Below are 12,722 nucleotides of genomic sequence, written 5' to 3' on the forward strand. Positions count from 1 at the left end.
GGTTATCGCCCCTTAAAGTTTTGTTGTATACGTTCGTCGATATTTACTCCCCGGATGTCCGCTAGGTAATAACCGCTGCCCATTACCAAATATTTTTTCACGGAAAGTTCCTTCTGTATAATCTTTTTTATACAATCCTCTCGCTTGCAACTCAGGAACCACTAAATCAATGAACTCCTGTAAATCTTGCGGAGTGACAAAATGTGCTAAGTTAAAGCCATCAATTTCCGTATCTTCAAAGAAAAATTGGATAGCATCAGCTACTTCCTGAGGATTACCGACAATTACATGATCACGATTGATTGTTTCAAAACGGTTCAACACTTCCCGCACCGTCAATTTTTTCGGCGCATCCTTTGTTAGTGACGCTGCTCGCGATTGTCCATGTTCCGTATGCTTGTATTCAAAATAACCATCTAAATCGGTATATTGTGATAAATCATAGCCACTCGAACCACCATACTGTGCCTTTGCAGCCTCCGCACTCCACAGTTTTTGATACGTTTCATATTTCGCTTCCGCTTCTTCGTTCGTTTCCGCAACAATCACATTTAAAAAGGTATAAAACTTTATATGTTCAGGATTTCTACCGTGTCTTTCTGCACGTGCTTTTATATCCTTAATATGCTCACGTATTTTCTCATTTGTTGGGCCACCAATAAAAACACACTCTGCATGCGTAGCAGCGAATTCTTTTCCTCTTACAGATGTACCTGCTTGATAAATCACTGGTGTTCTTTGTAAAGAAGGGTCTGTCATATGTGGGCCCTCTACTTGATAATACTGACCCTCATGGTTTATAGGGTGGACTTTATCAGGATCAACTAATATCCCTCGTTCGACATCTGCAATAATAGCTCCATCTTCCCAACTACCTTCCCATAATTGATAGACTACCTGTAAAAATTCATCTGCCCGCTCGTAGCGTTCATCATGTTTGACCATATTTTTCAAACCATAATTTCTCGCTGCATTTGGCAAATAAGAAGTCACGATGTTCCACGCAATTCTTCCTTTTGTTAGATGATCTAAAGTCGAAAGCCGGCGGGCATGACTAAAAGGATGTTCATATGTCGTACTAACTGTCACAGCAAATGATAAGTCAGTTGTCACACTTGCCATCGCCGAAATGATCATCGCTGGATCATTTAAGGGAAATTGCAAACCGTCTCTTATAGCTGGTTCTTTACTATCTTGATACACATCATATACACCGGCCACATCAGCAAAGAAAAGGGCGTCAAACTTGCCCCTTTCTAATAGCTTTGCTAAATCTGTCCAATAAGACAAATCATTGTAATGGAGATGCCTTTTACTTTGCGGGTGCTTCCATAACCCATGTGAATTATGCATCGCACCTGCCATTTCAAATGCATTCAATTGGATTTGCTTACTCATCGACTCTCTCCTTTCTACTGTTTACCAGATTTGATATCTTCTAATAATTGATCAAGCGTATCCTGTAATTCAGGAATAGGAATATCAACGACAACATTCCCGCCATTGGAATCTTCCTTTACAGCCTCAACTACTTTTTCTTCTTGATAAATTCTGGCAATCGTTTGATATGTCTTATCCTCCGCATCCTCCCCACGAACCGCAAAAACATTTAAGTAAGGTCTTGTTTCTTCGCTATGTGGATCATCATGATAAATCGCATCCTCTAGTAGATAGCCTGCTTGACCAGCAATCCCACTATTAATAATTGAAGCGGCAACGTCAGGTAAGACTCTCGGTGTTTGTTGAGCGACAACTGTCAAAATCTCTATATTGCGTGGATTGTCTACAATATCATCAGGTGTTGGATATAAGCCAACATCCTCCTTCAATGTTATCAAGCCAGCTTCTTCTAATACTTTTAATCCTCTGCCTGTGTTAGCAGGGTCATTCGGAATGGCAATTGTCGCACCATCAGGTATATCTTCTGGGCTCTCATATTTTTCTGAGTATAATCCCATCGGTGCAACGACCGTTGAGCCAATCGGTTTGATATCTGCATCGTCATTTTCAACAATAAACTGACTTAAGAACGCTAAATGTTGGAAGGAGTTCACGTCAATTTCCCCGTTTATTAAGGCATTATTCGGTAATGTATAATCGGAAAACTCGACCAACTCCACTTCAATACCTTCTTCCTTCGCTCTCTCCTGAATAATTTGCCAATATTGACCGTCTGATCCTGTAACACCGATTTTGACATGCTTCGTATCACCCGAAGCTGAATCGGAACCACACCCACTTAAAAATGTTGCAAGTAATAGTACTAATATGAAAACAAACTTTCTTTTCTTCATTCAAAACACCCCTTTATCTTCTTAAAAAGAATCTTGAAAGCATATTTCCTAAGAACTGCGCGATTTGCACAAGTAAAATAAGGATGACAACCGTGACAATCATGACTGAAGTATCAAATCGTTGATATCCATACGTCATCGCTAAATCACCCAATCCGCCGCCACCAACTGTACCAGCCATAGCAGAGAAGTCGATTAGCCCAACAGTGATGAATGTAATACCAAGAATGAGTGGTCCAAGCGCTTCCGGGATAAGAACCGTAAAGATAATTCGTATAGGACTCGCGCCCATTGCCTGTGCCGCTTCAATAATTCCGGGATCTATTGAGACGAGGTTATTCTCAACAATTCTAGCAACGGCAAAAGCTGCGGCAATCGTCATCGGCAATACCGCCGCTGCCGTCCCTATCGTTGTTCCCATAACCATTCTCGTAAATGGACTAATGGCAACGAGAAAAATGATAAATGGAATCGGTCTGATAATATTAATCAATAAGTTCAATGAATAGAAAACCCAGCGATTCTCTAAAATATTGCCTTTCCGCGAGACAAAGAGTAACAAACCAATTACGAGGCCGAGAATGGTAGCAAAGATTAAAGTCAGAATTACCATCAAAATCGTTTCCCCAGTGGCTTCGATAATTCTTGGCCAAAATGTCGCCCAATCAACTTGCATAATGTACCTCCTTCAACTCAACTATTTTTTCTAATTCCTCAATCACCTGATTTACTTCTGCTTCCTCACCAATGAACTCGACTATTAAACTACCAAACAATCTTTCTTGCAGTTCACTAATATTGCCATAGAGGATATTGAATTCCACCTGATATTTCTTACTAATTTTTGATAGGATGGGCTGATTACTGACCCCCTCTTTATAAATAATGCGATACAGTTTCCCACGCTTGCTCTCTTGTAATTTTTCTAATAGATGTGAGGAAAGTTGGTCATTCTGGACGGAGCGAATAAAATTCTTGGTCGTCTCGTGCTGTGGTTTCGTAAACACATTAAATACTTGACCTTCTTCTATCACTCTGCCATCCTCCATGACAGCCACACGATTACAAACTCTCTTAATCACATGCATCTCATGGGTAATCAACATAATCGTAATGTTATACTCTTTATTCACCTTCAATAGTAGCTGGAGAATTTCCTCAGTTGTTTCTGGATCAAGAGCAGATGTGGCTTCATCACAAATGAGAATGTCTGGTGATGTTGCTAAGGCACGTGCGATGCCTACCCTTTGCTTTTGCCCCCCTGATAGGCTTTCCGGATATTTATTTGCCTTATCCTCTAAACCAACGAACTTCAGCATTTCCTTTACTCTTTGATCTAGTTTTGCTTTTGGCCAACCGGCAAGCTTAAGTGGGTATGCAATATTGCCATACACCGTTCTCGAACTAAAAAGATTAAAAGATTGAAAGATCATCCCAATGCCACTTCTTAGTTGGCGCAGCTCCTTCTGGGAGAGTGCATCTATTCTCTTTTCATTGACTACGATTTCCCCTGAAGTTGGCCGCTCAAGCAGATTAACTAGACGCAATAATGTGCTTTTCCCTGCGCCACTGAAGCCAATCACCCCAAAAATTTCCCCTTTTTCTACCTCTAAACTCACATCTTGAACGGCTTTTACGACGTTCTCCTTTGTACCAAATGTTTTACTTACATTTGTAAATCGAATCAAACCATTTCCCCCTCTTACAAACTCAATTCTTTATATAACAAAAAAGACAGCCCTCTATAGAAGAAGTCTGCCTTTAGTTAGTCTAGTCGGCTTACTTTAGTTGTAATTAAAAATAAACAACCCCTACTGGGAGTTTTTCATCGTTAATGATGTACCTACCAATCGCTTGGGCTTTATAAACAGTTGGATTATGGGAAGAAATTGTACGGATATTGCGCCAATGGCGGTCTAAATAGGCTGACTGTTTCGTTGCTGATGCACCTCCTACCTCAAAAAGAAGGGTCGCTGCCTTTAAGGCTAATTCATCCACAACTACTTTTGCCTGTGCTGCCCGTAAAGACGCATCATGGTCAAGCTCGTAATCACCTGTTCTATTCGTCGCCAGTTCTAACGACTCCGCAGCCGCTAGCACCGTTGCTTCTACAGCAAAGGCAATACTCGCAATCTCACCGATTTTATGTTGCAACAATGGATCGTCCTTCGGTTGTTCTGCCGGTGCATAACTAAATGTTCGTTTTCGTTTATGTACCAATTCCTTTGCATCTGTCACCACATTACGGACAATACCAGCAATCACGGCTTGTAAAATCAGTTGCAGAAAAGCATTAAATGATTTTTTATCTTCTTGAAATTCCTTAATTTCTTCAGGATAGACCGTGACATCTTTGAAGATGGTCGTTCCACTTCCTGTGCCTTTTTGACCAAATCCATCCCAATCATCCTTGATGATGACGCCCTCTCTATCTGTCGGTATAAAAGCAGAGACAACTTTACCTGCCGACGTTTCTGCCATGACGCTAACCCAATCAGCGTACATCGTTCCAGTGCAAAAATACTTTGTACCGTTTAATCGAAAATTCTCTCCGTTTTCGGATAAGGTGGTTTCGAATTTTGAGCTGCCTGCCGCATTTTTTGAGATTTCCGTATAAGCATTACCGATGATCTCGCCATTGACAATTTTCTCTAACGCTTGTTCGCGTTTCGTTTTGTCCCCTAGCTGGATCAACCGTTCCACGTGTGAGAAATGAGACCTTAATAAATGAGCAACATCTGGATCCGCTTCGGCCAAGCGGATGACAAATTGCATTAATTCCTTCAATTGAATGCCGCCTCCGCCAAGCGCTTTAGGTACCCTCAATGCCCCTATTTTGTTCTCTTTAATTAATCTCATCGCATAAAAAGGTCTGGCATCACTATCATCATTTCTTCTCTTTTTCGCATCTTGCGCAATAGCTGTTAACAGGTCCTCCATATCACAGGAATCTATTGCAATTGCTACATCTGATGTTACTAGCTCTTTTTCTGTCATCATCACGACTCCTCTTTAATGTTTTAATCCATTTATTCTTATGTATTTAGTAGGAATTATAAAAAATAAAAAGACTCCCCATACAGCTTTTAACACGCTGTGTAGAGAGCCTCTAGTGTCCCAGTCGGCAACCGATCTTTTTAATAAATTAATCATATCTTATACGGTTACAGTAAAGATGTCAACATCATTTTTAGATAATATTGAATTATTCATTATTTCAAACCATTCAACCCCTTATACAAATAGCCCTCCATACTATAGAAAGTACAGGGAAATAGTAATATCATTAAAATACCTCATACAGATGCAAAATCATTCACAAATAGGTAATTTCATCATAAATTATCTAGACACTATACGGAGATTTGCATGAGGAGGCACAACATGTATTATTATTACGGTCCGTTCGGGCCACAACCTTATTATCAACCTCAGAGCTATAACAACCATAACGTTCGCGGCTTACCGGGAGGATTTCCTGGAGCTGGCGGCTTTTCAGGAGGAGATGGGCCCCCATCAGGCGGTGCCCCACACTTAGATGATTTCATGCCTGGCCAAGGCTCACCAAATAACGGTGGCGGCATGCCAAACTTAGGTAACTTTATGCCCGGACAAAATAATGGTGGCGGTATACCCAATCCAGCTGACTTCCTACCAGGGCAAAATGGGAATGGAGGGGGCATGCCAAACCTCCAAGAATTATTACCAGGACAAAACGGATCCAACAGTAATGGTGGAGGTTTACCAAACTTACAAGACATCCTTCCTGGACAGGGAGAGTCTGGATCAAATGGCGGCATGCCAAGCTTAGAGGACCTAACCGAACTCATCCCACAACCGAACGAGTCAAACGGACAAAACGGGCAATCAGAAGGCAATAGTGGGACAAATGGCAACGGACAATCGGGTGAAAACGCTGGTGAGGAAGGATCAACAGCACCTGCCTTACCCGCACCACCATCACACTATACCGTCAACAAATATCACTCTCTACTAAAAAATCCACAAACCGCCAAAAACATTCTACAAAGCAAAGGTTCCGCCTGTGTAAACAAATGGAGCATCATCCAATTAACAGACGGGCAAATACTATTAATGCATATTACAGGGCACGACGCAAACGGGCAAACACAAGGCGTATTTTGGCCATCTGGCCGGTATGGTGCATTTGGTAGTAGTGATATTTCAGGGTATAGTTGCAGAGAATGAGTGAATAAAGGTCGCCTCAGGATGGCGACCTCTTTGTTTATCTATTATCCACTTTTTGTTTTATTTTGTACGAAAGGAGTCTCGCCTACAACTTCTTTTTTGAAGCTATTATTTACCAGATAGATGCCTAATAAAATAAATGAACCCCCAACTAAAAGTGAAAAAGAAATAGGTTCATCAAGCAAGACGTATCCAGTCAAAACACCAAAGAATGGAGCTAAAAATAAATAGGAACTCGTCCTCCCTGGATTGCCTTTTTGTAAAAGGAAATACCAAACCGCAAATTGCACAATAGAGGACATGATACTTAGCCATAACAAAATAAGCACTGAATGCTTCGTCACATGAAAGAATGGTTCTTCAAATACGCTACTAAAAAATAAGAGAATGCCGCCACCAAACAACATCTGATAAGCAGAAAGCACCCATGTATCGAAACGCTCACTCCAGCGATTAACTAATAAAGTAGAAATAGCCCAAAAAACAGCAGAAAAAGCGCCAAACACTAGACCAATCCTAAAATCATTAATGCCCCCTAATGTAATTCCTACGCCTACGAAACCTAAGACAACACCACTCCACTGATACCATTTATAACGGTGACCCAATAAAATAGTGCCAAAAATGATGACTAATAGCGGGTTCATAAAAGTTAAAATAGAAGATTCACTTGCTGTTATCGTTCTTAAACTGATAAATATGCATCCCATCACCCCAGCTGTTTGAAAAGAACCTATTAATAGCACTCTCCCCCAATTTTTCATGCTACTAGGGTGCTCCCTCTTCTGTATCAACACAATCACCATCATGATTAAACCAGCTAGAAAAAAACGTAAACCTGCCAATAACAAAGGGGATGAGTAACCTAGCCCTATTTTCCCTATCGCAAAAGACGAACCCATTAGTGCTGTAGTCAACATAATTAAAGTAAAAAAGTTGAATTTCTTCATGTATACTATCCTCCCAATAAATACTCCCACCTACCTTGTAAATAGGTTTTCTTCGTATTATTATAAAACCTATATCATACGATAATTATCGAAGTATGGATTACAGAGGTGTAAAAAAATGAGTATACATCCGAATCTTACGGCACTAACAGCGCTACTTGCTGAAAAATCTAGAGCCACTATACTGGCAGCTTTAATGGATGGAAAATTCCATACAGCAAGCGAACTAGCTTATATGGCCACCATTAAACCCCAGACAGCCAGCTTTCATCTTGCCAAACTAGTAGAAAACAATCTCGTAATCAGTGAAAAAAATGGCCGATTTCGCTATTTCCGCTTAGCAAACGAGGAAGTGGCCAACACACTAGAAATATTTATGTCCATCTCCCCTCCACCTGAAGTTCGCTCTTTAAAACAATCAAGCCAACTAAAAAGATTAGAAAACGCCCGAACTTGTTACGACCATTTAGCCGGACGTCTGAGTGTGAATTTAACCAATATCATGCAAGAAGAAGGATATATTGAGAAATCCAATAAGAGGTTCATCATAACAACAAAAGGCGAGCACTTTTTCAAAGAATTAGGAATAGATTTAATTGCTCTATCTAGAAAACGCCGCTCCTTCTGCCATGCTTGTCTTGACTGGAGTGAACGTACACACCATTTAGGCGGCGCTTTAGGGAATGGTCTATTTGAAAGATATATCGAATTGGGGTGGTTAGAATCTAGAGAAAACTCGAGGGAAATTGTTATAACTAGCGAGGGAAAATCTGGCTTTAAAGAATTTTTTGGACTATCAATATGACTTCTTTTCAAGTACTATTTCTCATATTATGTTCTAAATAGACAATAACTTCTAAACAAATTACGACATCATTAATCATTTCTCGGGAAATAAGGAAAAAATTTGTCAAATACAGCTCCCATTTTATATAACTAATCACTTATACAACTAAGCGCAGCTTCAGCAATAAAAAAAGTGATAGTTGTAAAGAGAATTACGGTAAACATCTAAACATCACAATACCAGTTGCGGAGAATAAAATGAAAGAGGCTGCTGGTTGGCAGCCTCTTGTAAAATATTATTGAACATTCCTTTCCTACTATACTATCAAGGTAAGAAAGACAAAATCTCATATGGTTTGTTGGCTCTGCTTATAGGCTTCATATCAAACCTTACATATATAACTTTTCCTCCTCCTTCTTCCCCTCACTCTTCATCGTTAATGAGTGTTCTTTTCGTATATATATATCAATAATGCCGAACAATACTGCAATCGCCGCTAACTTAATGCACCAATTCATAACTTCACCAGCAAAACTGGCTATTAATTCTCCCTGATTCCCACCCATAACAATAGCTATTAGAAAAAGGATTGCCACAATGAACCCCAAAGTTAATGTAATCAATGCAATCATTCCATATATCTTTTTAAATAGACTCATATCAACACCCCTATAACCCTAAGATTGGTAGTATGCCAGTTAGTAAGATCATACACAATATTAAATGAAGAATAACCCATATTACTGAGAGTTTGACCGTTTTTGTAAAATCAGAGTTTGCTATCCCCATCGCCACATACATGCCTAATGCGAGTGGAGGAGTCATTCCCTCAAGCGCACCTGTCATAGCTGGTAATAATGCTGCAAATAGAATAGGGTCGCCTCCAAGTGCACTGGCGGCTGCAATTACGGCACCACCAAGAATAGCTACTTGCGCAGTTCCAGGTAACACCATTCCAAGAACCATAAAGAATATTGGAATAATAATAATAAGGAGCGTAATGTTTAAACCTAATGAGACAAACCATTCTTCAATTGCTTTTTCTGCACCAATTCCAGAGAAAGCCTGTGAAGTAGCATAAGCAAAATAAATGGTAACCGCAATAGGTACTACTTGTTGAAGTGAGCCTGAAAAAGTTGAAAACATTTTTGATAGAAATTCTTTTCTTTTAGCAAACGACTTTCTACCGATAAAAACAGCATAAGCTCCAGCTAAACCAGGGGTAAACATTAATACGGAACTAGAATAGGCCCCACTACCACTTTCCCCAATTCTACCTAATAACCAATCTTTTGCCTGTGCATCTAAGAAAAGGGGGAGGAATATGATGATTGGAATAAATAAAGTAGCCCAACCTGACTTTAAACTTTTACTGAATGAAGGAATTTCTGTAGCAGGAATCGGCTGTACTTTATAAACGCGACAAAGCACATACAACGTTAACCATCTTTGGACGAAGAACCAAACACCAATACTATATGCTGCCACCATCCATCCACTTAATGTGATACTACCAGGCGAAACTTTTTCAAGCACACCATATGTCAAAACAATAATTCCAGCTGGAGGGATAATATTACCTAACATACTTGCTGACATCTCTGTTGTTGCTGCAAAATGCGGAGGAAACCCTGTCCTTTTCATCATTGGAATCGTAAACACACCGGTTGTTGCAACATTACCTGGACCTGTCCCCGACAATGATGCCATAAATGTACTCCCTAATAAGGCAACATAGCCTGCTCCTCCTCTAAATCTCCCAACTAAGGAAATCATAATCTGCACAATTCTATTAACAACATTTGTTGCATCGAAAAGTACAGCAATAACCATAAAGGCAAAAATCACATAAAATAAACTACTTGTGGAAGGGTACAATAAATACTCTAAAAACTTATTCCACTGTCCTGTAATCGCAATGATAAAAACAAAGGTAAGAGCCATTATTTCATACATAGGTCGCTTGAAAACCACGAAAAATACAGCTACAAAGACTAATAATGCTAATAGTATCCATAAAGCAGCAGGCATTAACATCCCTCTCTCCCCAATTTGTCATAAGTGGTTATATCAATTTATTTGATATTATAGCAGGTATTTTCAATTTTTCAACAAGTATTCAGAAGTTTCTAAATCTTATTAAAATATGGTAGTTATTTCCCTTTAGATGTTATAATCACATAAACTAAGTTGGATCAGGAAGGTGTTAAAAATGCTTAATCGTCATAGTTCTACACCACTCTACGAACAAGTTGCACAGCTTATTCAGGAAAAAGTAAATGAAGAAACTTGGCAGGCCGGTAAAAAACTCCCTTCCGAAAGGGAACTTTGCGAACTTTTTGCTGTAAGCCGCATTACCATTCGTCAAGCTATTAAACAATTGGAAGACCAAGGTATTCTTTATAGAACACATGGAGTGGGCACTTTTATTTCACGAAAAACCAAGTTACAACAGCCTTTAGAGCAAATCAATAGTTTTCAACAAATGTTAGAGCAACAAGGGGTTATTGCTTCAACCAAAATATTAGCAAACAAACAAGTACTCAGTTCTGTCCAAATGGCTAAAATACTTAATCTTCAACCGACCGATTATGTAAGTAATCTTCAACTCATCGGATACGGTGATGAGCAACCAATGGTCTATTATAATAGTTATTTTTCTATACCTGTCGGTCAATCCATCATGCCAAATGCACAAGCAATGGAAACACAAGGTAAACCTTTTTCAACATTGGATCTCTATCCGTTAACAAATACATATCAGCCGACTCACTTAGAACAAACATTTGAAGCTCATACAGCAAATAAGGAACTTGCATCTACAATGCAAATTGAAGAAGGTTGGCCCATTTTCCAAGTAACTTCTATCATGTATAAAGATGCTTATCCTTTAGAATATAGGGAAGCCTACTATCGCGGTGACCAATATCGCTTTTTTATAAAAAGAAAACTGTGAAACCTCCCTAGCCAACTTTTTTGTTGGCTTTTTTTATTTGTTGATTATATTCTGAATTGACAAATAATTTTATCAGTGTATTATATTGTATTAAGTGGTTATAACAATTTTGCACAAGGAGGAATTTTTATGACAAAAGAACAATTAAGAATTGTTAGTCCAAATGGACATTTAGGATTTGCCCCAACAAAAGAGGAGAGCTTTCATATTGCAGCTGCTACAAAACCTGATTATTATTGTTGCGATTCAGGAAGCGACGATATTGGAGCTGCAGCTTTAGGTGCAGACCGGTCAGTAAGTATGTACCAATGGCAAAAGCATGATCTTGAACTAATGTTGCTCGCCTCACGTGAACAAAATGTACCAATGATTGTCGGTTCTGCAGGTGATTGCGGTACGAAAAGCAGAGTAGATTTATATGTAGAGATCATAAAGGATTTAGCTAACGAACACCAACTTCCACCTTTCAAGATTGCCTATTTCTACTCTGATGTAGACACTGTATATTTAGCTGACAGAATCAAAGAAGGTACTAGAATTGAAGGTTTAGATAATCGAGAGGATTTAACAAAAGTAGATGTTGAAAAGACAACTAGGGCGGTAGCGGTAGCAGGCATCCACCCTTATGTAAAGGCTTTAGAAATGGGGGCAGATGTTATTATTGGTGGCCGCTCAAGCGATTGCGCTGTTTTCGCAGCGCCAGCTATTTTTGAAGGATTCCCAGAGGAACATGCCTATTATTTAGGTAAAGTTCTCGAATGTGCATCATTTTGTGCAGAACCTTACGGGGCGAAAGAAAGTGTAATTGGTACGATTACACATAATGATGTAAAGGTCACTGCAATGGCACCGCATCAAAAATGTACCATTGCTAGCGTTGCGGGCCATGCAATGTATGAGAGGTCCAATCCTTATTTTGAATACTTTGCCGGGGGTATGCTTGACATGACCCATTGCAAGTACGAACAATATGATGAAAAGACAACAAGAATTACAGGACAAAAATATATACCTATTCAGGGAGACACAAAAATAAAAATAGAAGGCTCTGGTAAAGTCGGTGAAAAATATATTGGCATAGCAGGAGTTCGTGATCCCTATACCATTCAACATATTGATAAAGTCATACAGTTAAGCAAAGAACAAGTAAAAGAAGAATTCCCAACTACAAACTATCATCTGAACTACCGTATATTCGGCAAAAATGGGGTGATGGGTGAAATGGAACCTATTCGAGATATTCAATCACATGAACTCGGCATTGTAGTCGAAGGGATCGCAGACACAAAAGAACTAGCCGAAGCGATCACACTCATGGGCACAAGACAAATCTTCTACGCACGCTTACCAGAAGTAAAGGGAACGGCTGGTACAGCTGCATTTATTGTAGACGAGGTCCTTCCTTCCACCGCTTCTTATTCATGGACCATTAATCATACGTTACCAGTTAAAGACCCTATGTCCCTTTTCGAACTAAACATTGAAACAATCCAAGAAACCATTAAAGTGTAATGAGGAGGAGTGAG

General features: G+C 39.5%; 12 protein-coding genes. 4 read left to right on the forward strand and 8 right to left on the reverse strand.

Features of this window, described 5'->3' with window-relative positions:
* Positions 1–12: 12 nt before the first annotated feature.
* The 5 genes from MKY26_RS15330 to MKY26_RS15350 all read right to left on the reverse strand — a co-directional run bounded on the left by MKY26_RS15330 (position 13) and on the right by MKY26_RS15350 (position 5,294).
* The gene (locus MKY26_RS15330) at positions 13–1,398 is read right to left on the reverse strand and encodes an LLM class flavin-dependent oxidoreductase (protein ID WP_341098050.1); all 1,386 of its coding nucleotides are present in this window, start codon (positions 1,396–1,398) and stop codon (positions 13–15) included.
* 14 nt (positions 1,399–1,412) lie between these two features.
* Positions 1,413–2,294, reverse strand: a complete 882-nt coding sequence (locus MKY26_RS15335; protein WP_322909782.1) for a MetQ/NlpA family ABC transporter substrate-binding protein — start codon at positions 2,292–2,294, stop codon at positions 1,413–1,415.
* Positions 2,295–2,307: 13 nt separating this feature from the next.
* On the reverse strand, positions 2,308–2,970 hold the full coding sequence (locus tag MKY26_RS15340) for a methionine ABC transporter permease (RefSeq protein ID WP_322909783.1): 663 nt from the start codon (positions 2,968–2,970) through the stop codon (positions 2,308–2,310).
* Positions 2,960–3,982, reverse strand: coding sequence for a methionine ABC transporter ATP-binding protein (locus MKY26_RS15345; protein ID WP_095371675.1), 1,023 nt, complete (start codon positions 3,980–3,982; stop codon positions 2,960–2,962). Before MKY26_RS15345 ends, MKY26_RS15340 begins: the two co-directional genes overlap by 11 nt.
* A gap of 106 nt (positions 3,983–4,088) precedes the next feature.
* Positions 4,089–5,294 carry an acyl-CoA dehydrogenase family protein gene (locus MKY26_RS15350; RefSeq protein WP_341098051.1) on the reverse strand — a complete coding sequence of 402 codons (1,206 nt, stop codon included), beginning with the start codon at positions 5,292–5,294 and terminating at the stop codon, positions 4,089–4,091.
* A gap of 384 nt (positions 5,295–5,678) precedes the next feature.
* Here MKY26_RS15350 and MKY26_RS15355 point away from each other — a divergent pair, with 384 nt between their 5' ends.
* Complete coding sequence (locus tag MKY26_RS15355; RefSeq protein WP_328198256.1) at positions 5,679–6,503, forward strand: hypothetical protein; 825 nt, start codon at positions 5,679–5,681, stop codon at positions 6,501–6,503.
* A 44-nt stretch (positions 6,504–6,547) separates the two neighbouring features.
* Here the strand turns inward: MKY26_RS15355 and MKY26_RS15360 are convergent, their stop codons facing one another.
* On the reverse strand, positions 6,548–7,453 hold the full coding sequence (locus MKY26_RS15360; RefSeq protein WP_322909786.1) for a DMT family transporter: 906 nt from the start codon (positions 7,451–7,453) through the stop codon (positions 6,548–6,550).
* A gap of 118 nt (positions 7,454–7,571) precedes the next feature.
* On the opposite strand from MKY26_RS15360, the gene MKY26_RS15365 reads away from it, so the two are divergent.
* Positions 7,572–8,258, forward strand: a complete 687-nt coding sequence (locus MKY26_RS15365; protein WP_341098052.1) for an ArsR/SmtB family transcription factor — start codon at positions 7,572–7,574, stop codon at positions 8,256–8,258.
* A gap of 371 nt (positions 8,259–8,629) precedes the next feature.
* On the opposite strand, the gene MKY26_RS15370 is transcribed toward MKY26_RS15365, so the two are convergent.
* The gene (locus MKY26_RS15370) at positions 8,630–8,899 is read right to left on the reverse strand and encodes a hypothetical protein (RefSeq protein ID WP_095371670.1); all 270 of its coding nucleotides are present in this window, start codon (positions 8,897–8,899) and stop codon (positions 8,630–8,632) included.
* 10 nt (positions 8,900–8,909) lie between these two features.
* On the reverse strand, positions 8,910–10,271 hold the full coding sequence (locus tag MKY26_RS15375) for a TRAP transporter large permease subunit (protein WP_233435189.1): 1,362 nt from the start codon (positions 10,269–10,271) through the stop codon (positions 8,910–8,912).
* Between the two features lie 181 nt (positions 10,272–10,452).
* Here MKY26_RS15375 and MKY26_RS15380 point away from each other — a divergent pair, with 181 nt between their 5' ends.
* Together MKY26_RS15380 and MKY26_RS15385 are read left to right on the forward strand one after the other, a co-directional pair.
* Positions 10,453–11,196, forward strand: coding sequence for a GntR family transcriptional regulator (locus MKY26_RS15380; protein WP_095371668.1), 744 nt, complete (start codon positions 10,453–10,455; stop codon positions 11,194–11,196).
* Between the two features lie 129 nt (positions 11,197–11,325).
* Positions 11,326–12,708, forward strand: a complete 1,383-nt coding sequence (locus MKY26_RS15385) for an acyclic terpene utilization AtuA family protein (protein WP_341098054.1) — start codon at positions 11,326–11,328, stop codon at positions 12,706–12,708.
* Positions 12,709–12,722 lie beyond the last annotated feature (14 nt).

The sequence above is a fragment of the Cytobacillus sp. FSL R7-0680 genome (genome assembly GCF_038009245.1).
GTDB classification, from domain to species: domain Bacteria; phylum Bacillota; class Bacilli; order Bacillales; family Cytobacillaceae; genus Cytobacillus; species Cytobacillus kochii.